21 protein-coding genes are annotated in these 21,497 nt (G+C 71.9%); 11 read left to right on the forward strand and 10 right to left on the reverse strand.

The features are described 5' to 3' along the window. Positions 1–22 precede the first annotated feature (22 nt). Positions 23–1,426, forward strand: coding sequence for a cytochrome P450 (locus ACIRRS_RS08845; protein WP_402966892.1), 1,404 nt, complete (start codon positions 23–25; stop codon positions 1,424–1,426). A 59-nt stretch (positions 1,427–1,485) separates the two neighbouring features. After that, positions 1,486–2,289, forward strand: coding sequence for an SAM-dependent methyltransferase (locus ACIRRS_RS08850; protein WP_402966894.1), 804 nt, complete (start codon positions 1,486–1,488; stop codon positions 2,287–2,289). On the opposite strand, the gene ACIRRS_RS08855 is transcribed toward ACIRRS_RS08850, so the two are convergent. Continuing rightward, positions 2,267–2,803, reverse strand: a complete 537-nt coding sequence (locus ACIRRS_RS08855) for a nitroreductase/quinone reductase family protein (protein ID WP_402966896.1) — start codon at positions 2,801–2,803, stop codon at positions 2,267–2,269. The two genes, ACIRRS_RS08850 and ACIRRS_RS08855, sit on opposite strands and share 23 nt — an antisense overlap. Before the next feature lie 148 nt (positions 2,804–2,951). Between ACIRRS_RS08855 and ACIRRS_RS08860 the strand changes: the two genes are divergently transcribed. Then, positions 2,952–4,322, forward strand: coding sequence for a histidine-type phosphatase (locus ACIRRS_RS08860; RefSeq protein WP_402966898.1), 1,371 nt, complete (start codon positions 2,952–2,954; stop codon positions 4,320–4,322). 155 nt (positions 4,323–4,477) lie between these two features. On the opposite strand, the gene ACIRRS_RS08865 is transcribed toward ACIRRS_RS08860, so the two are convergent. Next, the gene (locus tag ACIRRS_RS08865; protein ID WP_402966900.1) at positions 4,478–5,323 is read right to left on the reverse strand and encodes a GNAT family N-acetyltransferase; all 846 of its coding nucleotides are present in this window, start codon (positions 5,321–5,323) and stop codon (positions 4,478–4,480) included. Between the two features lie 376 nt (positions 5,324–5,699). On the opposite strand from ACIRRS_RS08865, the gene ACIRRS_RS08870 reads away from it, so the two are divergent. Further along, on the forward strand, positions 5,700–6,683 hold the full coding sequence (locus tag ACIRRS_RS08870) for an aldo/keto reductase (protein ID WP_402966902.1): 984 nt from the start codon (positions 5,700–5,702) through the stop codon (positions 6,681–6,683). A 239-nt stretch (positions 6,684–6,922) separates the two neighbouring features. Here the strand turns inward: ACIRRS_RS08870 and ACIRRS_RS08875 are convergent, their stop codons facing one another. After that, positions 6,923–7,963, reverse strand: coding sequence for a Scr1 family TA system antitoxin-like transcriptional regulator (locus ACIRRS_RS08875; protein ID WP_402966904.1), 1,041 nt, complete (start codon positions 7,961–7,963; stop codon positions 6,923–6,925). 275 nt (positions 7,964–8,238) lie between these two features. Here ACIRRS_RS08875 and ACIRRS_RS08880 point away from each other — a divergent pair, with 275 nt between their 5' ends. After that, positions 8,239–8,418, forward strand: a complete 180-nt coding sequence (locus ACIRRS_RS08880) for a hypothetical protein (protein ID WP_402966906.1) — start codon at positions 8,239–8,241, stop codon at positions 8,416–8,418. Positions 8,419–8,426: 8 nt separating this feature from the next. Then, positions 8,427–8,654 carry a hypothetical protein gene (locus tag ACIRRS_RS08885; protein ID WP_402966908.1) on the forward strand — a complete coding sequence of 76 codons (228 nt, stop codon included), beginning with the start codon at positions 8,427–8,429 and terminating at the stop codon, positions 8,652–8,654. A 214-nt stretch (positions 8,655–8,868) separates the two neighbouring features. Here ACIRRS_RS08885 and ACIRRS_RS08890 read toward each other — a convergent pair whose 3' ends face one another. Together ACIRRS_RS08890 and ACIRRS_RS08895 are read right to left on the reverse strand one after the other, a co-directional pair. Continuing rightward, positions 8,869–9,387: a hypothetical protein gene (locus tag ACIRRS_RS08890; protein ID WP_402966910.1), complete on the reverse strand. Its 519-nt coding sequence runs from the start codon at positions 9,385–9,387 to the stop codon at positions 8,869–8,871. Positions 9,388–9,594: 207 nt separating this feature from the next. Then, a complete protein-coding gene (locus tag ACIRRS_RS08895; RefSeq protein ID WP_402966912.1) occupies positions 9,595–10,122 on the reverse strand; it encodes a DUF6817 domain-containing protein in 528 nt (175 codons plus the stop codon). Positions 10,123–10,208: 86 nt separating this feature from the next. Between ACIRRS_RS08895 and ACIRRS_RS08900 the strand changes: the two genes are divergently transcribed. Further along, positions 10,209–10,637, forward strand: a complete 429-nt coding sequence (locus tag ACIRRS_RS08900) for a flavodoxin family protein (protein ID WP_402966914.1) — start codon at positions 10,209–10,211, stop codon at positions 10,635–10,637. A 34-nt stretch (positions 10,638–10,671) separates the two neighbouring features. Then, positions 10,672–10,986, forward strand: coding sequence for a hypothetical protein (locus ACIRRS_RS08905; RefSeq protein WP_402966916.1), 315 nt, complete (start codon positions 10,672–10,674; stop codon positions 10,984–10,986). Between the two features lie 63 nt (positions 10,987–11,049). On the opposite strand, the gene ACIRRS_RS08910 is transcribed toward ACIRRS_RS08905, so the two are convergent. Genes ACIRRS_RS08910 through bioB form a run of 4 tightly spaced genes read right to left on the reverse strand, consistent with a single transcriptional unit; the run spans position 11,050 to position 14,791 of the window. Beyond that, positions 11,050–11,496 (reverse strand): hypothetical protein, encoded by a 447-nt coding sequence (locus ACIRRS_RS08910; RefSeq protein ID WP_402966918.1) that lies wholly within the window; start codon positions 11,494–11,496, stop codon positions 11,050–11,052. A 52-nt stretch (positions 11,497–11,548) separates the two neighbouring features. Next, entirely contained in the window at positions 11,549–12,286 is a 738-nt protein-coding gene (bioD, locus tag ACIRRS_RS08915) for a dethiobiotin synthase (protein ID WP_402966920.1), read from the reverse strand. Then, a complete protein-coding gene (locus ACIRRS_RS08920) occupies positions 12,283–13,569 on the reverse strand; it encodes an adenosylmethionine--8-amino-7-oxononanoate transaminase (RefSeq protein ID WP_402966922.1) in 1,287 nt (428 codons plus the stop codon). Before ACIRRS_RS08920 ends, bioD begins: the two co-directional genes overlap by 4 nt. Positions 13,570–13,597: 28 nt before the next feature. Then, a complete protein-coding gene (gene bioB, locus ACIRRS_RS08925) occupies positions 13,598–14,791 on the reverse strand; it encodes a biotin synthase BioB (protein WP_402966924.1) in 1,194 nt (397 codons plus the stop codon). Positions 14,792–15,026: 235 nt separating this feature from the next. Here bioB and ACIRRS_RS08930 point away from each other — a divergent pair, with 235 nt between their 5' ends. Further along, positions 15,027–15,857 carry a hypothetical protein gene (locus ACIRRS_RS08930; RefSeq protein ID WP_402966926.1) on the forward strand — a complete coding sequence of 277 codons (831 nt, stop codon included), beginning with the start codon at positions 15,027–15,029 and terminating at the stop codon, positions 15,855–15,857. A 115-nt stretch (positions 15,858–15,972) separates the two neighbouring features. On the opposite strand, the gene ACIRRS_RS08935 is transcribed toward ACIRRS_RS08930, so the two are convergent. Further along, positions 15,973–18,465 carry a DEAD/DEAH box helicase gene (locus ACIRRS_RS08935; protein WP_402967059.1) on the reverse strand — a complete coding sequence of 831 codons (2,493 nt, stop codon included), beginning with the start codon at positions 18,463–18,465 and terminating at the stop codon, positions 15,973–15,975. Between the two features lie 227 nt (positions 18,466–18,692). Between ACIRRS_RS08935 and ACIRRS_RS08940 the strand changes: the two genes are divergently transcribed. Further along, the gene (locus ACIRRS_RS08940; protein ID WP_402966928.1) at positions 18,693–19,880 is read left to right on the forward strand and encodes an 8-amino-7-oxononanoate synthase; all 1,188 of its coding nucleotides are present in this window, start codon (positions 18,693–18,695) and stop codon (positions 19,878–19,880) included. Between the two features lie 342 nt (positions 19,881–20,222). Beyond that, positions 20,223–21,281, forward strand: coding sequence for a M91 family zinc metallopeptidase (locus ACIRRS_RS08945; protein WP_402967061.1), 1,059 nt, complete (start codon positions 20,223–20,225; stop codon positions 21,279–21,281). Positions 21,282–21,497 lie beyond the last annotated feature (216 nt).

The following is a 21,497-nucleotide window of genomic DNA, read 5'->3' on the forward strand; positions in this document are numbered from 1 at the left end:
CACCGAACCCCCTGGGGGAGACGTGACCCAGCACCGGCCCGCGCCGAACGACGACGACCCGCCCGCCACCGCCCCACCGGGCGCACCGCCGCGCGCCCTCGCCACCGTCCCCGTCGCGCCGGGACGCCTGCCGGCCCTCGGGCACCTCGTGCCGTTCATGCGGAACCCGATGAGGTTCATCACCTCCCTGCAACCCGTCGGCCCGCTGGTCCGGATCGACGCCGGCCCGATGACGATGTACCTCGTCAACTCGCCCGCGCTGCTCCATCAGGTCCTCGTCACCGACGCCCGCCGGTACGAGAAGGGCGCCGCCTTCGACAAGGCCCGCACGATCATGGGCAACGGCGTCCTCTTCTCGGAGGAGCCGCTCCACCTCCAGCAGCGCCGGCTCGTCCAGCCCGCCTTCCGCCGCGGCGACGCCCCCGCGTGGCGCGCCACGGCCGCCGCCTGCGCCGCCGCGCGCATCGGCCGGTGGCGGGAGGGGCAGAGCGTCGACGTCCTCGACGAGATGCACCGGATCTCCCTGACGCTGATCATCCGCTCCTTCTTCGCCACGGACCCCGCCCCCGCGACCCTCGACAGGCTCCACCGGATCATGAAGATCCTCCTCGGCGGGATCATGGTGCGGTTCATGACCCCCGGAACGGCCCTGGAGCGCCTGCCGATCCCGTCGAACCGGCGCTTCAACCGGGCCGTCGAGGACCTGAACACCATCGTCGCCGACATGGCCCGGGCCGGCGCCCGCACCCGGCAGGACCCCGGCAACGACCGCCGGGACCTCTTCGCCACCCTCTGCCCCGCCGGCGCCGGCCGCGCCCCGTCGCAGCCGCTCGCCCAGACCTGCGACGAGGCGATCTCCGTCCTGATCGCCGGCACCGAGACGATGGCCACCACCCTGTCCTGGCTCCTCCACGAACTCGCCCAACACCCTGACTGGGAACGGCAGTTACGCGCCGAACTCCGGGCCGCCGACGGAGACACCGGCCAGGCGGAGATCCTCGACCGCCTGCTCAGCGAGGTGCTCCGGCTGCACACGCCCAACTGGGTCCTGATGCGCCGTGCCCGAACGGACGTCGAACTCGGCGGAGTGCACCTGCCCGCCGGTACGGAACTCCTGTTCAGCCTCTCGGCCCTGCACCGCGACCCGCAGGTCTTCGACGACGCCTCCGCCTTCGACCCCGACCGCTGGCTGCCCGGCCGCGAGACCGGCCGCGACCGGTTCGTCTTCATCCCCTTCGGGGACGGCAACCGCAAGTGCCTCGGCGACGCCTTCGCCTGGACCGGGATGCGCGAGATCGCCGCCGAACTCGTCACCCGCTGGAGCCTGCGCCACGCGCCCGGAGCGACGGTCGGCGAGACGCGCCTGTTCGCCACCCTCCAGCCGACCGGGCTGCGCATGACCGTCGCCCCGGCACCGGCCGCCTGACCGCACGTCCACCGCACGCCCGCCGCATGCCCACCGCATGCCCGCCCAGGGAGACGCAGATGCCCGGCACACCCACCTCCACGGCCGTCGCCGCGTTCTACGACAACACCGACGTCGTCGACGCCCTCCTCGGCTCCCGGCTGCATATGGGCTACTGGCCCGGGAGCACGAACCTCGAACAGGCCCAGGACCACCTCACGGACCTCGTCATCGCCGCCCTCGACGCGCCGCGCGGATGCCACGTCCTCGACGTCGGCTGCGGCACGGGCGGCCCGGCACGCCGCCTCGCCCGGACCAGCGGGGTCGCGGTCACCGGCGTCACGCTCAGCGCGCGGCAGGCGGAGCAGGCCGGGGCCGCGCCCGGTGTCTCCTTCCGCGTCGCGGACGTGGTGCGGTTGCCGTTCCCCGAGCGGACCTTCGATGCCGCGATGGTCCTGGAGAGCCTCTTCCACGTCGCGGACAAGCGGCAGGCCCTGCGCGAGATCGCCCGCGTGCTGCGCCCGGGCGCGAGGCTGGCCGTCGCCGACCTCACCCAGCGCCGCCCCCTGGAGGCGCCGACGCCCGGGGCCGCCCAACTCCTCGGCCTCCTCGCCTGCGAGGAGGCCGGTGCGTACGAGGGCCTCCTCGCCGACGCCGGGTTCACGATCCACGAGGCGCGCGGCATCGGTACGGAGATCAGCGCGACCTACCGTGCTCTGCTCGACCGTATGGCAGGAAACCGGCCCGTCCTGGAGAAGACGATCGGGGAGGAGACCGTGCTCGCCCTTGAAGAGGCGGTCCAGGCCTTGGCCGCCGCTGCGGAGGGCGGGGACCTGGGCTACGTCCTCCTGACGGCGAGCCTCACGGAGCGGGCGGAGGTGTAGCCGTGGGGCGGCGGGTGAGTCGGAACACCCGGAGCTCCCGTGCGGTTCGGCGCTGGTAGGCGTCGAGCAGGAACCGGAAGGCGGTGAGCTGCGCCCACGCCTGCTCGCGCCGCTCGCCCGTGAGCTGGGCGGCGGTCACCTCGATCCGCTCGCCCCGCCAGGAGATGACGGCCTGCGGGTGCTTGCGCAGGTTCGCGCTCCAGGCGGGGTGTCCCGGCTTGGCGAAGTTGCTCCCGACGAGCAGCCACGTACCGGTGCCCCCGTCGAAGGTGCAGGCGAGCGGCGTCTCCCGGAGGAGTCCGGACCTGGCGCCCGTACTGGTCAGGACCAGGCCCTCCCGGGGGCGAACCAGCGTGAGCAGCATCTTCCGTCCGCCGGTGAGCCGGTGGACCGTCCGGTCGAGGGCGGGGACGACGTGGGGAGCGACGGCGACGAAGACGGGCGAGGCCGTGACACGCCCGGCGATCCTGGCCCCGAGGCCGGCCGCGTTGCGCGAACACTTCACGCTGTCCATCACATCACGTCGGCACGGTCCCGCGGGGAGTGTTCAACGAGTCTTCATCCCGGCCATGACATATCGCCGGAAAGCCTTCCCCTGGCCGAGGAACCTTGCACCGAGCGAAACTACTAACCGGTAACTACCCTCGATCCCAAGGATCTTCGTGAAGCGAACCGTACCCCTGTCCGCGGCCGTGGCCGTCACCCTCGCCGCGGGCGCACTGTTCACCGCGGGCACCGCCTCCGCGCGGGACCTGTCCGGCGCCTCACACGCCCGGCGCGACCTCTACGGCACCAAGACCCCGTACGCCCCGCAGGGCAGGCCCGGCACGTACGAGAAGGCGCCGAAGGGCTTCACGCCGGTCTTCACCGAGAACGTCGCCCGTCACGGCTCCCGCGCCATGACGGACGGCGGAGACGGCGCCACCGTGCTCGCCGCCCTGAGCAAGGCCCAGGATCAGGACGAACTCACCGATCTCGGCGCCGAGTTGGGACCCCAGGTGCAGTCGCTGCTGGCCGCCGCCACCAAGCTCGGCTACGGCAACCTGTCCGCCCGGGGCGCCGATGAGCACCGGCAGACCGCACTGCGCATGGAGCAGCGACTGCCGGGCCTGTTCGCGGACATCGCCTCCCGGCACGAGCCGATCGTGGTGGAGACGTCCGGCGTGACGCGCGCGGTGGCCAGTGCCAACGCGTTCACGGGCGGTCTGGCGTCGGGCGATCCGGCACTGGCCGGCCTGATCGAGGCGCCCGTCACCGACAAGAACCTGCTGTACTTCCACAAGCAGCCGCAGAACGCCGACTACCAGGCGTACGTGAAGAACGACCCGGACCTCGCCGCCGTCCTCGCGGAGATCGACGGCGACCCCCGCACCACCGAGGCCGCGCGCCACGTCGTCTCGCGCCTGTTCCGGGACGACTACGCCGCGACGCTCTCCGACGAGGAGCAGGTCACGTTCGCCCGCGCGCTGTACCAGCTCTACAGCGCCGCCCCCGACCTGGCGGTGGAAGCCCCGGACGTCGACCTCACCCCGTACCTCACGCGACGCGACGCCCAGTGGTTCGCCTACCTCGACGACGCCGAGGAGTTCTACCAGAAGGGCCCCGCCTTCAGCGGCCGCACGATCACCTACCGGATGGCGGGCGTCCTCCTCGACGACCTGCTGGCCCAGGCCACCGCCAAGGCCACCGGCGCCAGCCCGAACGGCGCGGTGCTGCGATTCACCCACGCGGAGGAGATCGAACCCCTCGCCGCCCTGATGGGCCTGCCCGGCAGCACCGAACCCGCCGAGCCCGGCGAGCCGTACGCCTATGGCAACAACCCGTGGCGCGGAGCGGAGGTCTCGCCGATGGCCGCGAACATCCAGTGGGACCTGTTCGCCGGCACACCGGTTGAGGGGCAGTCGGCCACCTACCTGGTGCGCATGCTCTACAACGAGAAGGAGACGGCGTTCAAGGCGTCCTGCACGCCTGTCGCCAAGAACAGCCACTTCTACGAACTCGACGAGCTGAAGCGCTGCCTCAAGCAGGACTGAGCAGACGGCACGGCGGGGGATGCGCAGGAAGTCGGCCCGGCCGACTTCCTGCTCCCGGGCGAGGCCGTGACACGCCCGGCGATCCTGGCCCCGAGGCCGGCAGAGGTCAACACGGTGCCCTCCTGGACGCTCGGGAACGTGCCGGCGCGACGGGCTCATAGCGTCGTAGCGCAGACGAAGCCGAGGTCGGAAAGCCCTTCCGCCTGGCAGAGCCGGTCGGAGGCGCCGTCGGCGGTGGTCTGCAGGAGTTGGTAGTCGGCGCCGTTGACAGCGCCCCAGTGCATGGCCGCGCGCCACAGCAGGCGGCCCAGGCCTTGGCCACGGTACTCGGGCAGCACGCCGAAGTACTGCGGCAGTAGCCGGGCCTTGCCGATCGGGTCGGCCATGGTCTCCATCGGGCCGATGGCGCCCACCACCCGCTCGTCGCGGACGGCGGTCAGGACGGGGCCGACGCTGTCGATGCGGGAGCGCAGGAAGGCGAAGCCCTCGTCGGCGAGTTCCTCGGCGAACACGGCGAAGGTGGCGCGCACGGGCTGGGGCCGGGCGTCCAGACACTCGATCCCGCCGACCGGCGGGGCCGGCTGGTCGAAGGTGCGGAGCTGGACGCGGGTGGAGGCGGCCACGGGGTCGGGCTCGGCCCGGAACCGGACCACGCGGGCCGTGGTGGCGCCGTGGACGGCGGCAAGCTTGGCGGCCGCCTCCGTGGCCTCGGGGCGGTGCTCGTCGGCGCCGTAGAGGTGGACGCGCAGGACGCCGCGGCCGGTCAGGGTGGGAAGCAGCGTGCGGCGGCCGTCCTGGCGGACGTCGCCGACGAGGAGGCGTTCGTCCTTCCGGCCCGACCAGCGGCGGTCCTTGTCGTGTGGGAGGAACCCGCCGGTGGCAGCGACCTGAACGATGGCGTCGAGCAGGTCGCCGCCGAGCGCGTCAGGGTGCACGGGCCCGAGCGTCGGCAGGTACGGCACGGACATCACGGGGCGCAGCAGGTCCCAGGAAAGCTCCATGCCCGCATCCTGTTCGCCGACCGGGCAGGGCTCGGCTCGGGTTTTGGGCCGCCGCTGCGATTCTGCGGATGTCGCGGAACCCGCGTCGGGCCCGGGCGGGCGTGAGTCGCTCATACGCAGCGGCCGTTCTCTCGTGCTTCGTGACTCGACAGTGTGCAGCCGGGTGAATCCGTAGAGGACCGTGGCGTCGGTGTGGACGGCGTCCGCCCGTTCCTCCGAGAGGTCCTGCCCGCAGGGGGCGACGTCGGTGCGGAAGTGGAGGGGGCTGGAGATGAGTCCGGCCGGGGTCGGGAGCGGAGGCGAGGGCATGCCCGCCGCGGGCGTGCCCCGGCGGCGGCCATGGTGCGGGGGGTTCGGCGCGTGAGAGGGTCGCTCCATGGAACAGCGCGTACTCGGCCGGACCGGCCGCCCCGTATCGATCGTCGGACTCGGCACCTGGCAGCTCGGAGCGGGCTGGGGTGACGTCCGGGAGGAGGACGCCCTCGCCGTACTGGAGGCCTCGGTGGAGGCCGGTGTGACGCTCGTCGACACCGCCGACGTCTACGGGGACGGCCGCAGCGAGCAGCTGATCGGCCGCTTCCTGAAGTCGCGCCCGGACGCCGAGGTGTTCGTCGCCACCAAGTTCGGCCGTCGGGTCGAGCAGCGCCCCGAGCACTACACCCTGGCGAACTTCCGGGCCTGGGCCGACCGTTCACGGGACAACCTGGGGGTGGAGCGGCTCGACCTGGTGCAGCTGCACTGCCCGCCCACGCCCGTCTACTCCTCGGACGAGGTGTTCGATGCGCTGGACACCCTGGTGGCGGAGGAGCGCATCGCCGCCTACGGGGTGAGCGTGGAGACCTGCGCCGAGGCGATGACCGCGATCGCGCGACCGGGCGTCGCGAGCGTCCAGATCATCCTGAACGCCTTCCGGCTGAAGCCGCTGGAGCAGGTGCTGCCCGCCGCCGAGGCGGCCGGGGTGGGGATCCTCGTGCGGGTGCCGCTGGCCTCGGGGCTGCTGTCGGGCCGCTACACCGAGAACACCGTCTTCGCCCCGGACGACCACCGCACCTTCAACCGCCACGGCGAGTCCTTCGACCAGGGGGAGACCTTCTCCGGGGTGGACTTCGCGACCGGTGTCGAGGCGGCGGCGCGGTTCGCCGCGCTCGCGCCCGAGGGGGCGAGCGCGGCCCAGACGGCCCTGCGCTGGGTCACCCAGCAGCCGGGGGTGACGACGGTGATCCCCGGCGCCCGCAACGCGACCCAGGCCCGGGCCAACGCGGCCGCCGCCGACCTCGCCCCGCTGCCGTCGGCCACCCTGGCCGCCGTGCGCGAGCTGTACGACCAGCGGATCCGGGCGCAGGTGCACGGCCGCTGGTGACGAGCTCCGGCGTCGCCCCGCAGTCGGGGATCTGAAGAGGGCGGCTACGACGATCGCCGCCGGGGTCGGTCCGCGGGCCGACCCCGCCGCTGCGACGGCCGGTCGGCCGCACGCCTGGGGCGAACTGCACACCGTGGCCTCCGCACTGCTCCGCCGGGGCGCGCGAGGGGCGATTGCTGGTTGACGCGCCGGCGGCGCTGGACTGAGGGCGGGGGTCCGCCGACGCGGAGTTGCAGGGATCAGACGGTATCGAAGTCTCCGGACTTCAGGCCGGCGATGAAGGAGTTCCAGGCGTCGGTGCCGAAGGTGAGTTGAGGGCCCTCGGGGTCCTTGCTGTCACGGACGGGGAGGATACCCGGGAGGCCGGGGGCGATCTCGATGCACTGGCCACCACCGTTGCTGTAGGACGACTTCATCCAGGAGTTGGGCTTGGTGGCCGTGATGGGGAACATGGTGTGGAACTCCTTCAGCCGGTTGCGGATGAGCGCCAGGGTTTCCGCGCATGAGAGGGCTTGGACCTGGAGCCAATCGTAACGGGTGGAGAGGGAACGGACTTCGCTCTGATCATCGCGCTCGACGTAGCCGCGCTGGATGGTTTCCAGGTATGCCATCCACGTCTCGTTGGGCGAGGTCAGAAGCGTGAACGGCCAAGTCGCCGGGAGGTTTTCGCCGAGACTGGCCGGTGCGATTTGAAGCGTGACGTTCGGGAGGCCGGCCATGCTCTGAAGCCACCGGAGCTGTTCGGTCATGACGAAGGGGCCGCCGACGGTCCGCAGGCAACTCTCATCCATGATGACGTGGACGGACGGGGCGGGCTCTCGATACAGCAGTGCCTGCCGTGCCATGCGAACGTTCAGGCGTTCGTCGACCTTGTCCTCGGGGATCTCGCCTCGCCGAGCTGCTGCGGCGATGAGCGCGGAGGCGTAGGCACGGGTCTGGAGCAGTCCAGGGACGACGTTCAACTCGAAGATCTTGAGAGCGGTGGCCTTGGTCTCGTGCTCGATGTAGGCGAGGAATCCGCCGATGAGAGTGCTGCCCTTCGTGCTCCAGTACAGGAGTTCAAGCGCCCCACACGTGTCGAGCACCTTGTCGGCCCGCCGAAGAAGGGTCAGCGGGGCGGGTCGCTGGCCGGTCTCGATGAGGGAGATCAGCGAGTCGCTGTAGTGGATCAACTCCCCGAGCTCGATCTGTGTGTAGCCCTTGGCCTTGCGGAACCGGCGGAGTTGAGCGCCGATCGCGACGTTCGGAGATGATGCGAGGTCAATTTCCTGCTGAGGCATAGTGATCACGTCATTCCACATCACTGGCTGTCAAAGTGAAGCCCTTCCGATGCTAGCCGTAATTCGCGACTCTTGGTGAGGAGTTAGCGACAGATAGACGCTGCTCGACAGTTCGACTTTCGGAGGTTGTAGATATGACGAACAGTCAATCTACTGAAAGCCTGATTTTGCGGCGGAATTTCCCGCCCTGCCGGTGCGCGCAGTGCGGCGACGCCGTCCCCGAATCCCGCCTGAGCGCGGACGCCATCGCCCCGGCGGCGCCGCCCGCGAGGCGGGTGGCGCCGCCCTCCCACCCCTACCGCCCCTTCATCCTCGGGGAGTCCGTCTTCGACGTCCGCTCCGGCCGGTGGGGCGCCTTCATGGGCTGGCAGCAGGGCCGCGTCTACCTCCGCCCCCTCGGCGGTGGCGTCGAATGGGACACGGACGCGCGCTGGATCTCCACCACCGAACAGTGAGATGCCCCATGAACAGCATGATCGACAAGACCACGACCGAGGACCGTCGCGCCGCCGCCGACATCCTCGACGACCTCCAGGCCGTCCTGAGCGCCGCGAATATCAAACTCCCGTCGCTCGGGATCGACTGGCGCTCGGCGAAAGCCACCGGCGTCATCCTGATCGACCTCGGGGCCGCCCGGCCGGACGTCATCGAACGGCTGGTCGTCGTCCTCCGGCGCGGTATGCGACCGTAGTCGCCGCCGGCACCATCACCGCCGGGAGTTTCGTCCTCGCGAGCCTCGTCTTCCTCGCGATACCCGAGGACATTTCCCCCACCGCCAGCACGCTGGTGTTCGCCCTCGTCTTCCTCGGCTCCTCAACGGGCGGATTCGCGCTCGCCGCTGGCTGGATGAAGGTACCGAGGTGACAGCGCGGGCTTCGAGCACGCTCGAAGCCCGCGCCAAGAATTCAGAACGGCGGGCTTTCCGAATAGCGCGGCCCGGAGCCGGAGTTGGCCCAGAACCGGGCTCGGCGCTCGCGGGCCTCGATGTCGGATGCGTTCTCCAGGGTGCTGGTGTCGTGTCCCACGTCCTTCAACGCGCCCAGGACGCGGTCTCGTCTACGGCGGTGGGTGCTGGAGGCCAGAAGCCGGTGCGAGTGGTCGATGACCTCGCCTCGATGAGAGGCGAGGTCGGGGTGCTCCGAGAGGGGGAGCATCGTGACAACGGCCAACTCCCGGACTTCCGGGACTGGGTGGTCGAGAAATGGGCGGACAGCAGCGAAGAGCGTCGGTCGCTGGTCTCGGAATGCGCGCAGGGCCATGCAAACCCACGTCTCGTGACCCGGTGGGGGTTGCTCCGCTATCGCGAGGTTGAGATCGTCGGCGTCGTCGGCGGTGCAGCCGAGCCATTCGAGCAACTCAGTCAGGGTGGCGACGTATCCCAACTCGTCGATGTCGGCGAGGACGGCGGCCACGAACAGTGCCACCGGAGTGGTGGCTTCGCAGAACATCCGGGTCGGGGCGGAGAAAGCGTTCCAGCTCGCCGGGCAGCGATTCGCCGGTTCCGTTCAGTGTGGCAACGCGCGCCCAGTCCGTGGTGTCGAGGATCGCCTGTTGATGGGGTCTGAAGCCGCTCATGGACGGAGGCTAGTCTGCGCAGGAAGTCGGCCCGGCCGACTTCCTGCGCAGCCCGATCAGCCCAGCACCTTGCGGCAGTGCTCCCATGCGGGCTCGGACAGCAACGGCCGCCAGCCAGTGAACAGTTCGAGCAGCGCGGGGCCGTAGCGGGCCCGCATCTCGGGGCTGACAGCCGCGATGTCCAGTTCGTTGGCGGCCGTGAGCTCCGCGAAGTCGCGGCGCTGCTGGGCAGTTGGCCGGAGCCGCTCGCCGGTGAAGCGGTCGGTGAACTCGGAACCGTCCACGGCGAGGGTGCGGTACGAGGCCTCACGGTCGCAGGAGGCGTACGCGTGGACCAGCTCCTCCGCCTCCTCGCCGATGGCCCCCACCAGCTCGGCCCGACGGGAAAGCGGCAGGAGGTGGGTGGCGAAGCCGTCGGTGCCGTAGAAGGCGTGGCACAGCCCGGCCGAGACCAGGGCCGGGCGGGCGCCCCAGGAGTCGAGGAGGGCGCTGACCCGTACGAGGTGGGCCAGCAGGGTGCCGCCGGGGTGGTCGATGGTCTCGGCGCCGGCCGTCCGCAACAGCGTGAGTGCCTGGTCGGTCATGGTGTTGCTGCCTTCCCCCGCTCGGATGTCACACCTGGCATCGTTGCACGGTCCTACCTGCACCAGCGAAGGAAGGGACCGTCCAGATGAAGACCGTCATCGTGTGCGCCTCCGTGTCGCACGGCAACACCCGTCGGATCGCCGACGCCATGGCCCAGGTGCTGGGCGCGCAGGTGGTTTCCCCGGAGGAGGCGGACCTCACGGGTGCCGATCTCGTGGGGTTCGGGTCGGGGGTGTACTACGCCAGGCTGCACCCGAGCCTGCGGGAGTTCGTCGAGGGGCTTCCGCAGACGGACAACAAGGCGTTCGTGTTCGCGACGAGCGGCTTCGCCGTGCCGTACACCCGCCCGCTCGCCCGGCGCCTCGCGGGCAAGGGCTTCGAGGTGGTCGGCAGCTTCGACTGCCGTGCCCTCGACACCTGGGGCCCGTTCAAGCTGCTCGGCGGCATCCACAAGCACCGCCCGAACAGCGACGACCTCGCCGCCGCACGGGCGTTCGCCTCACGGCTACGCTGAGGGCGTCGAGGAGCGTCGAACCGATGGAGAACCAGTGGGCCGCAGCACCATGCCGGTCAAGAACCACGGCACCGAGCCCCTGTGCCTCTTCATCGAACCGCTCTGCGAGGACTACTGGTTGAAGCCGGACGAGGCCCTCGTCCTCCGCTCCGAGGCGAAGGGCGTCGATGTCTGGTTCGACACCTACGTCAGGGACGGCTGCATCACCGTCTGGCTCTACGAGGACGGCGACCCGTTCAAGGTCCTCATGGACTACGTGGTCGTCGACAAGGACGGCACGGAGCTGGAGTCGGGCTACCAGCGGCCCGGCGGCCAGGAGTTCTCGGCGGCCGGCCCGATCAGCCGCTGACGCCGACGTGGCGAAGCGCGGGCTTCGAGGACGGTCGAAGCCCGCGCGGATTGTGGGTGGCGCTCAGGCGCCGTTGAGGGCGTAGGTGCGGAAGGTGGCGAGGAGGGGCAGGACCTCGGTCTTGGAGGGGTCTTCCGTCACAGCCCTCATGGCGTCGATCACGGTGTGGGCGATGACCTTCGCCACCCGCAGGTCGTCGGCCTCCGCGGCCGTGCCCCAGGCCTTGAGGGTGCGGGTGAGGAGGGCGCTCATCCGGGCGCCGATGTTGGAGCTGACCGCGTCGGACAGGTCCACCATCTCCTCCTCGCTCATGGTGGCGCGCAGCCCGAAGGCGAGCGCCATCAAGGTGTCCATCGCGTGCTCGCCGTAGGCGGCGATCAGTGCGGGGAGCCCGCGCTCCTCGGCGCCGCAGGTCGCCAGGGCGGCGAGCGCCTCGTCGTCGTCCTTCCACGCCGCCTCCAGGGCGGCCAAGGCCCGCAGGGCCTCGTCCATGGTCAGCCCGTCTGTCATGGGTCGAACCGTACGCAGCTTCAGGCCACCATGGACGAATTCTGGCCCTGCTTCACACCTTCGAGTGGAGCTTCGCGAACTGCTCGGCGTCCCAGTGTCCGCCCAGCTCGGGGGAGAGGGAGGCGAGGGCGAGCGCGCCGAAGTCCGGGGCGGAGACGGCCCGTTCGGGAAGGGCGCCGAGCAGCGGGGCGCCCGCCGAACGCGGCAGGTCCGCGAGGTTGCAGCACTCCGCGAGCCCCGGCTCGGCGGGCCAGGAGCCGACCAGGACGCCCGTGAGGGGGAGCCCCCGGGCCTCCAGCGCCTCCGCCGTGAGGGAGACGATGTTGAGCGTGCCGAGCCCGGCCGAGGCGACCAGCAGCACCTCCACCGGCTGCCCCAGCGTGACGGTGGCCCGCGCGTGGTCGGCCAGCGTGCGGCCCTCGTCGTCGTAGCGGACGAGCAGCCCGCCCGCGCCCTCGACCAGGACGAGGTCGTGCGTGGCGGCCAGGTCGAGGACGGCGGAGGCGATCGAAGCGGGAGAGAGGAACGGCAGCCCCGACCGCCGCGCGGCCGTGTCGGGCGCCAACGGCTCGGGGTAGCGGGCGAGTTCGACGTACGTCGCCTCGCCCGCCAGCCGACGGACCTCGGCCGCGTCCCCCGGCTCGCCGGGCGCGACGCCCGTCTGCCCGGGCTTGAGCACGGCCACGCGCTGCCCGGCCCTGAGGGCGGCGGAGGCGACGGCGGCCGTGGCGACGGTCTTGCCCACGTCCGTGTTGGTCCCCGTCACGAAGAGGACGCGCGCGCCGCTCATCCCGCCACCGCCGCGGCGGTCACGGCGGCGGCGATGCGCGCCACGTCCTCGTCCGTGCAGACGTACGGCGGCATGGTGTAGACGAGGTCCCGGAAGGGCCGCAGCCACACGCCCTCCCGCGCCGCCGCCTCCGTGGCGGCGGCCATGTTCACCGGGTGGTCCAACTGCACGACCCCGATGGCGCCTTGGACCCGTACGTCCTGAACTCCCTCCAGCCCCACGGCTCCTGCGAGCCCGGCCGACAGCCCGGCCTCGATGCGCTTGACCTCGACGGCCCAGTCCTGCCCGAGCAGCAGGTCCACCGAGGCGAGCGCCACCGCGCAGGCCAGCGGGTTGCCCATGAACGTCGGCCCGTGCGCCAGGACCGGCATCTCGCCCCGGCTGATCCCGTCCGCGACCTCCGCCGTGCACAGGGTCGCGGCCAGCGTCAGGTACCCGCCGGTGAGGGCCTTGCCCAGGCACATCACGTCCGGGGAGACGCCCGCGTGGTCGGCGGCGAACAGGGCGCCGCTGCGGCCGAAGCCGGTGGCGATCTCGTCGAAGACGAGCAACACCCCGTACCGGTCACAGAGTTCGCGCAGCATCCGCAGGTACTCGGGCGAGTGGAACCGCATTCCGCCCGCGCCCTGCACCACCGGTTCGACGATGACGGCGGCCAGCTCGTCGGCGTGACGGGCCATCAACTCCTCGAACTGCGCGGCGTACTCGGCGTCGTAGGAGGAAGGCGGCTCGGGGGCGAACAGCTGCCCCGGCAGCACCCCGCCCCACAGGTGGTGCATCCCGCCCTCAGGGTCGCACACCGACATCGGGTGGAAGGTGTCCCCGTGGTACCCGCCGCGCCAGGTGAGCAGCCGCCGCTTCTCCGGACGCCCCACCGACTGCCAGTACTGGAGGCACATCTTCAGCGCCACCTCCACGGCCACCGACCCCGAGTCGGCGAGGAAGACGTGCCGCAGCGGCTCCGGCGTGATCTCCACGAGCCGCGCCGCCAGCCGGACGGCGGGCTCGTGGGTGAGCCCGCCGAACATGACGTGGCTCATCCGCCCCAGCTGCTCGCGCACGGCCTCGTCCAGCACCGGGTGCCGGTAGCCGTGGATGGCCGCCCACCAGGAGGACATGCCGTCGACGAGCTCCCGCTGCCCGCCCGCGACGGGCTCGGCCAGGCGCAGCCGTACGCCCGAGGCGGACTCGACCACGTACGGCGTGACCGTGCCGGGCATCGGCCCGTACGGGTGCCAGACGTGGGCGCGGTCGAGGGCGAGGAGGGTGTCGGTGGCAAGCATGCGGGGCGGTTCTCCGGAGGGGAAGGGATCAGGCGTTGGGGGCGAGCTCGGTGCCGGCGCCGCGCTGGCGGAGCTTCACCTGGTCGGCGTGGGGCTCAGTGGGGGACGCGGAGGAGGCCGCGGCCACAGCCGAGGAGTGCCCACCGCACGGCCCGCACCCGCCGCCACTGCCGCAAGCGGACTCCGAGGTCCCGCACGACGAAGCCGCGGCCACGTCCGACCGGTGCCTCGGCAGCGTCGCCTCGCCCGCGCCCTCGACCTCGAACCCGGCGTCCCGGATCATGTCCAGGTCCGCGTGCCCGGCCTGACCCTCGCTCGTCAGGTAGTCGCCCAGGAAGATCGAGTTGGCGATGTGCAGCCCCAGCGGCTGCAGCGTGCGCAGGTGCAGCTCCCGCCCGCCCGCGATGCGCACCTCGGTGTCCGGGTTGACGAAGCGGACCATCGCCAGGATGCGCAGGCAGCGCTGCGGGCTGAGGTGCCACTCCTGGGCCAGCGGGGTGCCCTCGAAGGGGATGAGGAAGTTGACGGGCACGGAGTCCGAGCCCAGCTCCCGCAGCGCGAACACCACGTCGACGAGGTCCTCGTCGCTCTCGCCCATGCCCGCGATCAGGCCGGAGCAGGCGGACAGGCCGGCGCCGTGCGCCTTCTGCACCGTGTCCACCCGGTCCGCGTAGGTGTGGGTGGTGGTGATGTCGCCGTAGGTGGCCTCGGAGGTGTTGAGGTTGTGGTTGTACGCGTCGGCGCCGGCCGCCTTCAGGCGCTCGGCCTGGTTGTCGGAGAGCAGGCCCAGGCAGACGCACAGCTCGACCTCGGGGTCGGCCTCGCGGATGGCGGCCATGGTGTCGGTGACCCGGTCGATGTCGCGGTCCGTCGGGCCGCGCCCGCTGGCGACCAGGCAGACGCGCTTGGCGCCGCCGGCGACACCGGCCTTGGCGGCCTCGGCGGCCGCGTCCGGCTTGAGCCAGGTGTACTTGAGGATCTCGGCCTTGGAACCCAGCCGCTGCGAACAGTACGAGCAGTCCTCGGGGCAGAGGCCGCTCTTGAGGTTCACCAGGTAGTTGAGCTTGACCCGGCGGCCGAACCAGCGGCGGCGGACCTTGCCGGCCGCGGCGACGACGTCCATGAGGTCGTCGTCGGTGGTGGCGAGGACGGCCAGCGCCTCCTCGCGGGTCGGGGCTTCGCCGCGCAGGCCCTTGTCGGTGAGGGTAGAGAGCAGATCCATGGGGCGATCCTGCCCGCTGGCGATCGAGGTTCGCCAGAGGAAACCCGCCAGAAGATCCGTGGAAGGATGTGCCACTTGCCACAGTGTCGAAGCTCACGGCGTCGCCGCTGGTCACACGCTTGACGGGGGACGGACACCGAGCTTACCGATCGGTACGCAATAGCGCGGCGAGCGGTGATCCACAACCACCGACCCCGTGGTCCAGGCCACACGGCGGGTGCTTAGAATCTGCGCCATGACCACGCAGGGGGAGCGCACCCCGACCTCGGGAGACGGCGAAGAGACGGTGAAGCGGAGGATCGGCCGGGGGGCCGGGCTCGGCGGGCGGCTGACGCCCCGGAAGGCCGTGGGCTGGGTCGTGGTGCTCGGCGTGGTCGCGGCCGGCGGCTGGATCATCACCCGCCCGATGCCCGGCGACTACATACCCGGCCTCGGCCCGTCCCACAAGGACGCGACCAAGACGCCCCCCGTCGTCGGCGCCGCGCCGCCGACCACCGACCCCGAGGGCCTGAACGTCGACAACTTCTTCCCCGCCCAGCGCGTGGTCGAGGTGGGCGGCTACAAGGCCAAGCGCAACGGCGCCCGGCAGGGCCTCAACTGCGGCGAAGCGCTCCAGGACCGCGCGCAGGAGGTGCTGCGCAACAGCGGCTGCCAGGCGTACCTGATGGTCAACTTCAGCGGCCAGGACCGCCCGGTGCTCAGCACCGTCACCCTGCTGCGCTTCGGCGACCAGGGCGCCGCCGCCCGGGCCGCCGACCGGCTGCGGGAGAAGCCCGGCTCGCTCACCTTCATCCTCCCGGACGCCCTGCCCGCGCCCGCGCCGAGCGGCACCGGCGGGAAGGAGCCCGAGACGCCCTCGCGGATCGAGGCCGTCGGGCACTACGTGACCGTCACCAGCTCGCGCGTCGGCGACGGCCGCACGCCCGGCGCCGGCAGCAGCCCGACGCCCAGCGGCACGCCCGGCAGCCCGACGCCCACCGCCTCCGGGCCGAGTGCGGAGCAGTCCCTGGACGAGGCCAACCGGGCGCTGTCCTACGCGGCGGGCTCGCAGTTCGTCTGGATGTAGGGACGGCGGCACGGGAACGGCGAAGGGGCCCAACTCGGTTGGGCCCCTTGCGACGTGATCAGGACGTGATCAGGACTTGGTACAGGACGTGATCAGGACTTGGTACAGGACGTGATCAGCCCCCGAGCCGGTCCACCGCCGTGACCCGCACGACGGCCCGCCCCTCCTCGTCCGAGCCGTACAGGTCGACCTCGGCGCTGATGCCCCAGTCGTGGTCGCCCTCCGGGTCGTCGAAGATCTGGCGGACCTTCCAGGCGGAGTCCTCCTCCTCGATGATCAGCATCTTCGGGCCGCGCGCGTTCGGCCCGGTCCCCAGGTCGTCGTACTCGTCCCAGTAGCCGTCCATCGCGTCCGCCCAGCGGTCCGCGTCCCAGCCGTACTCGCCGTCCAGCGTGCCGAGTTCGGCCCAGTGCTCCAGGGCGCACAGCTCCACGCGGCGGAACATCTCGTTGCGCACCAGCACCCGGAAGGCCCGCGCGTTCGCGGTGACCGGCGCGGTCTTGTCCTCCAGGGTGACCTCGGCGGTGGCCGCCTCGCTCGGGTTGGCCAGCTGCTCCCACTCGTCCAGCAGGCTGGAGTCGACCTGGCGCACCAGCTCGCCGAGCCAGGCGATGACGTCCTTGAGCTCGTCCGTCTTCACGTCCTCGGGGACGGTCTGCTCCAGCGCCTTGAACGCGCCCGCCAGGTAGCGCAGCACGATGCCCTCGGTGCGCGCCAGCTCGTAGAAGCCGACGTAGTCCGAGAAGGTCATCGCCCGCTCGTACAGGTCCCGCACGACGGACTTCGGCCGGAGCTCGTGGTCGCCGATCCACGGGTGCGCCCGGCGGTACACCTCGTACGCGTGGGTGAGCAGCTCCTCCAGCGGCTTCTCGTACGTGACGTCCTGGAGCCGCTCCATGCGCTCCTCGTACTCGATGCCGTCGCGCTTCATCTCGGCGACGGCCTCGCCGCGCGCCTTGTTCTGCTGGGCGGCGAGGATCTGGCGCGGGTCGTCCAGCGTCGCCTCGACGACGGAGATGACGTCCAGCGCGTACGTGGGGGAGGTCGGGTCGAGCAGCTCGAAGGAGGCCAGCGCGAAGGTGGACAGCGGCTGGTTGAGCGCGAAGTTCTCCTGGAGGTCCAGGGTCAGGCGCACGATCCGGCCCTCGGCGTCCGGCTCCGGCAGCCGCTCGACCACGCCGCCCTCCAGCAGGGAGCGGTAGATGGCGATGGCGGTGCGGATGTGGCGGCGCTGGGAGGACTTGTCCTCGTGGTTGTCCGTCAGCAGCTTGCGCATCGCCTCGAAGGCGTTGCCCGGGCGGCCGATGACCGACAGCAGCATCGCGTGGCTGACCTTGAAGCGGGAGACCAGCGGCTCCGGGTCGGCGGCGATCAGCTTCTCGAAGGTCTCCTCCGTCCAGCCGACGAAGCCCTCCGGGGCCTTCTTGCGCACCACCTTGCGCTTCTTCTTGGGGTCGTCCCCGGCCTTGGCGATCGCCTTGTCGTTCTCGATCACGTGCTCCGGCGCCTGCGCGACGACCTGGCCGACGGTGTCGAAGCCGGCCCGGCCCGCGCGGCCGGCGATCTGGTGGAACTCACGGGCGCGCAGGATGCGCACGCGCTGGCCGTCGTACTTGGACAGGGCGGTGAACAGCACCGTGCGGATCGGCACGTTGACGCCGACGCCGAGGGTGTCCGTGCCGCAGATGACCTTCAACAGGCCCGCCTGGGCGAGGCGTTCGACGAGGCGGCGGTACTTGGGCAGCATGCCCGCGTGGTGCACGCCGATGCCGTGGCGCACGAAACGGGACAGGTTGCGGCCGAACTTGGTGGTGAAGCGGAAGCCGCCGATCAGGTCGGCGATCGCGTCCTTCTCCGCCTTCGAGCACATGTTGATGCTCATCAGCGACTGCGCCCGGTCCACCGCCTCCTTCTGCGTGAAGTGCACGACGTAGACCGGCGCCTGGCCGCTCTGCAGCAGCTCCTCCAGCGTGTCGTGCATGGTGGTGCGGCGGTACTCGTAGAACAGCGGCACCGGGCGCGTCGAGTTGCGCACCACGGTGGTCGGACGGCCCGTACGGCGGGTCAGGTCCTCCTCGAAGCGGCGGACGTCGCCGAGCGTGGCCGACATCAGCAGGAACTGCGCCTGCGGCAGCTCGAGGATCGGGATCTGCCAGGCCCAGCCGCGGTCCGGCTCCGCGTAGAAGTGGAACTCGTCCATGACCACCTGGCCGACGTCGGCCTTCGCGCCGTCGCGCAGCGCGATCTGGGCGAGCACCTCGGCCGTGCAGCAGATGATCGGCGCGGTCGGGTTGACGCTCGCGTCGCCCGTCATCATGCCGACCTGCTCGGTGCCGAACATCTTCACCAGGTCGAAGAACTTCTCCGACACCAGGGCCTTGATCGGCGCGGTGTAGAACGTGCGCTGCCCCTCGGCCAGCGCCGCGAAGTGCGCGCCGGCCGCCACCAGGGACTTGCCCGAGCCGGTCGGCGTCGCCAGGATCACGTTGTTCCCGGAGACCAGCTCGATCAGCGCCTCCTCCTGCGCCGGGTACAGCGAGATCCCCCGCTCCTCCACCCAGGCGGCGAACGTCTCGTACAGCGCGTCGGGCGTGGCGGGCTTCGGCATCAGGTCAAGGAGGGTCACCGGGCTATCTTGCCTGCTCGCCGCCGCCCCCGGCAAAGCCCGGGGCCGGGCGGGCGGGTCAGCGGGCGGGGCAGCGGTTGGGTCAGCGGTTGGGTCAGCGGTTGGGTCAGGTGGGGGCGGTGGGGGGCCGCTCCGCTCCGAGCCGCGGCCGGAGCTTGTGCCCAGCCGCACATTGCCCCGTTCTCGCGGCCCGTGCCAGAGTGCCGGGCATGGTGCACTCCCTCACCCCCGACGCCCCCACCGCCCCCGCGCAGGTCTTCGACTGGCTCGACGAGACCGCCGCGCAGCGGGCCGGGGCCGGCCTGACCCGGACGCTGCGCAGCCGGGAGGAGAAGGACCCGGTGCTGGACCTCGCGGGCAACGACTACCTGGGGCTGACCCGCCACCCCGCCGTCACCGGGGCCGCCGCCGAGGCCGCCCTGCGGTGGGGCGGCGGCGCCACCGGCTCGCGGCTGGTCACCGGGACGACGGCGCTGCACACCGAACTGGAGGAGGAACTGGCCGCGTTCTGCGGCGCGGAGGCGGCGCTCGTCTTCTCCTCCGGGTACACGGCCAACCTCGCGGCGGTCACCGCGCTCGCCGGCGCGGACACGCTGATCGTCTCCGACGCGTACAACCACGCCTCCCTCATCGACGGCTGCCGCCTCTCCCGCGCCGAGGTCCACCGCGCCCCGCACGCCGCGCCGGAGGCCGTCCGCGAGGCCCTCGCCGGGCGCTCGAAGCGGCGGGCGCTGGTCGTCAGCGACTCCGTCTTCTCGGTGGACGGCGACGCGGCCCCGCTGCGCGGCCTCTCCGCCGCCGCCCGGGCGCACGGCGCCGCGCTGCTCGTGGACGACGCGCACGGGCTGGGCGTCCTCGGCCCCGGCGGTTCGGGGGCGCTCGCGGCGGCCGGGCTGGCGGGGGCGCCGGACACCGTCGCGACGGTGACCCTGTCGAAGTCGCTCGGCTCCCAGGGCGGCGCCGTCCTCGGCCCGCGCCGGGTCATCCGGCACCTCACCGAGACGGCGCGCACCTTCATCTTCGACACCGGACTCGCCCCGGCCGCCGTCGGCGCGGCCCTCGGCGCCCTGCGGCTGCTGCGGGCGGAGCCCCAGCGGGCCGACCGCGTCCTCGAGATCTCCCGCACCCTCGCGGGCGCCCTGACGGCCGCCGGACTGCGCGCCTGCGAGCCGGACGCGGCCGTCGTCTCCGTCCGCGCCCCCGGCCCCGAGGCCGCCGTCGCCTGGGCCGCGGACTGCCGCCGGGCGGGACTGGCCGTCGGCTGCTTCCGCCCCCCGTCCGTGCCGGACGGCATCTCCCGCCTGCGCCTCACCGCCCGGGGGGACCTCACGGAGGAGCAGATCGCCTTCGCCGTGCACACCGTCGCCGCCCTGGCCCCGGAGGGCGCGCGGGAGTAGGCCATCGCCGTCCCCGCGCGCCGGCTTCCGGCCCGCGTCCCTCCCGTACGGGGAGGGCGCGGGCCGGAAACGGGGTGCCCCGCTCCTGACGGCGCCTGCCCGGGCCGGGCAGTGTGCAGTGCCCCCGGGGCTGCCCTTCGGTTCCTTCCCCCGGGGGCGCGTGGTCGGCTGGGATGGGGGTGGCCCTTGTCCGGCTGAGAGGCGGCACCCCCCATGACGCAGGAACACCGCAGGGCCGTGGCACCGGGTGAGCGGCAGAAGCAGGCCCCGCCGAGGGAGTCACGGTCGCGGGAGGGCCTTCTGTCGCTCCAGCGGACCGCGGGGAACACGGCGGTGGTGGGGATGGTCCAGCGCGCCGGGCAGGGCCACCGCTCCGGCCCGGTGACCGGGGCGGGGGCGGCCCCCGTCCAGCGCATGATGGCCCGGTTCCGTGTGCAGAACCAGGTCCGGGGCTTCCGAGGTCGCCTGGCCGCCATCAGGTCGACCCACCAGGAGCCCGAGCGGGCGCAGGAGGCGGCCGACGCCTGGGGCGGGGCGCTCGACACCCTCGAACACGAGGTCTACGCCTGGTTCACCGCCAACGCCAACGCGAACGACGAGGCCAGGAACCTGATGGCGGCCGTGATGGACGAGATCCAGCAGGAACACCACAGGTACATCGCGTTCGTCGTCGAGAACGCCCTTCAGCCCTTCATGACCGGTCTCGCCGACGACGACGCCGAGGCGAACGCCCGGATGACCTGGACCCGGCTCAGCACCAACACCGGCATCAGCGTGACGGACCTGGGAGAAGGGGGTCATCCGACGACGCCGGAGTTCAGGACGTCCGTGCACTCCATGAACGCCCGGCTGATGTCCCGGCCGATGGGGCGCGGTCTGCTCCAGGGGCTGGTCGGCGGCAACGCGGGTGCGCCCGGGGTGAGCATCAGCGCCATCGACTCCGGCCGTCTGGCGAGGGTCGGCGCAGCCCTCGGCATGGCGCCGGGGACGTATCACGACGACGCTCAGGTGGGTCCGGTGGACGACAGCCTGGGCCGTGCCCTCCTCCAGAACGGCGGCCTCGTGCCGGGGACGCCGGAGGCCAGCACGATGTCCCTGGAGCAGAACTACCACGACAGCGTCCCCGGGCGCGGGGACCAGGTGACCGGACGCAGGCCCCAGGACCCGGTGACACCGGCGTTCATCACCTACGGGCACGAACTGACCCACGCCCTGCACAACCAGCGAGGGCTCGGTCTCACGCACGCGCTCGGGGCCGGGGTCGAGGAACTGGAGACCGTGGGCCTCGACAGCGGCCGGCCGGAGGCGACCAGCTTCCTCATCAACCAGCTCGGGGAGAACTACACCACGGAGAACGATCTCCGCGACGAGCACGGGCTGCCGCGCCGCACCTCCTACTGAGGGGGCGGGACGGGTCGGGTCGGGGTTCGGAGACCGGGCACCCGGAGGGCAGGTGTCATCGATTGCTCGCCCGTATGTTGATCAGATCGCCACCCGTATCGGCTAGCCTGCCTCCGGTGCTGCAACGCGTGGTGCGTGTGGGGGAGTTGAGGCCGCCGGTGGTTCGGGGGCGATGCGTCCTTCGTGCGGCCCGCGCCAGGGCACCGCCGTTCCGTA

Origin of the sequence: Kitasatospora sp. NPDC101183, assembly GCF_044767945.1 — a bacterium.
Taxonomy (GTDB): Bacteria; Actinomycetota; Actinomycetes; order Streptomycetales; family Streptomycetaceae; genus Kitasatospora.

Excerpts from the sequence above, each read along its gene's own strand:
- ACIRRS_RS08850 (WP_402966894.1), top strand. The coding sequence starts at position 1,486 with ATGCCCGGCACACCCACCTCCACGGCCGTCGCCGCGTTCTACGACAAC.
- ACIRRS_RS08855 (WP_402966896.1), bottom strand. The coding sequence starts at position 2,803 with ATGGACAGCGTGAAGTGTTCGCGCAACGCGGCCGGCCTCGGGGCCAGG.
- ACIRRS_RS08865 (WP_402966900.1), bottom strand. The coding sequence starts at position 5,323 with ATGGAGCTTTCCTGGGACCTGCTGCGCCCCGTGATGTCCGTGCCGTAC.
- ACIRRS_RS08870 (WP_402966902.1), top strand. The coding sequence starts at position 5,700 with ATGGAACAGCGCGTACTCGGCCGGACCGGCCGCCCCGTATCGATCGTC.
- ACIRRS_RS08875 (WP_402966904.1), bottom strand. The coding sequence starts at position 7,963 with ATGCCTCAGCAGGAAATTGACCTCGCATCATCTCCGAACGTCGCGATC.
- ACIRRS_RS08885 (WP_402966908.1), top strand. The coding sequence starts at position 8,427 with ATGAACAGCATGATCGACAAGACCACGACCGAGGACCGTCGCGCCGCC.
- ACIRRS_RS08895 (WP_402966912.1), bottom strand. The coding sequence starts at position 10,122 with ATGACCGACCAGGCACTCACGCTGTTGCGGACGGCCGGCGCCGAGACC.
- ACIRRS_RS08900 (WP_402966914.1), top strand. The coding sequence starts at position 10,209 with ATGAAGACCGTCATCGTGTGCGCCTCCGTGTCGCACGGCAACACCCGT.
- ACIRRS_RS08910 (WP_402966918.1), bottom strand. The coding sequence starts at position 11,496 with ATGACAGACGGGCTGACCATGGACGAGGCCCTGCGGGCCTTGGCCGCC.
- bioD (WP_402966920.1), bottom strand. The coding sequence starts at position 12,286 with ATGAGCGGCGCGCGCGTCCTCTTCGTGACGGGGACCAACACGGACGTG.
- ACIRRS_RS08920 (WP_402966922.1), bottom strand. The coding sequence starts at position 13,569 with ATGCTTGCCACCGACACCCTCCTCGCCCTCGACCGCGCCCACGTCTGG.
- bioB (WP_402966924.1), bottom strand. The coding sequence starts at position 14,791 with ATGGATCTGCTCTCTACCCTCACCGACAAGGGCCTGCGCGGCGAAGCC.
- ACIRRS_RS08930 (WP_402966926.1), top strand. The coding sequence starts at position 15,027 with ATGACCACGCAGGGGGAGCGCACCCCGACCTCGGGAGACGGCGAAGAG.
- ACIRRS_RS08935 (WP_402967059.1), bottom strand. The coding sequence starts at position 18,465 with ATGCCGAAGCCCGCCACGCCCGACGCGCTGTACGAGACGTTCGCCGCC.
- ACIRRS_RS08940 (WP_402966928.1), top strand. The coding sequence starts at position 18,693 with ATGGTGCACTCCCTCACCCCCGACGCCCCCACCGCCCCCGCGCAGGTC.
- ACIRRS_RS08945 (WP_402967061.1), top strand. The coding sequence starts at position 20,223 with ATGGTCCAGCGCGCCGGGCAGGGCCACCGCTCCGGCCCGGTGACCGGG.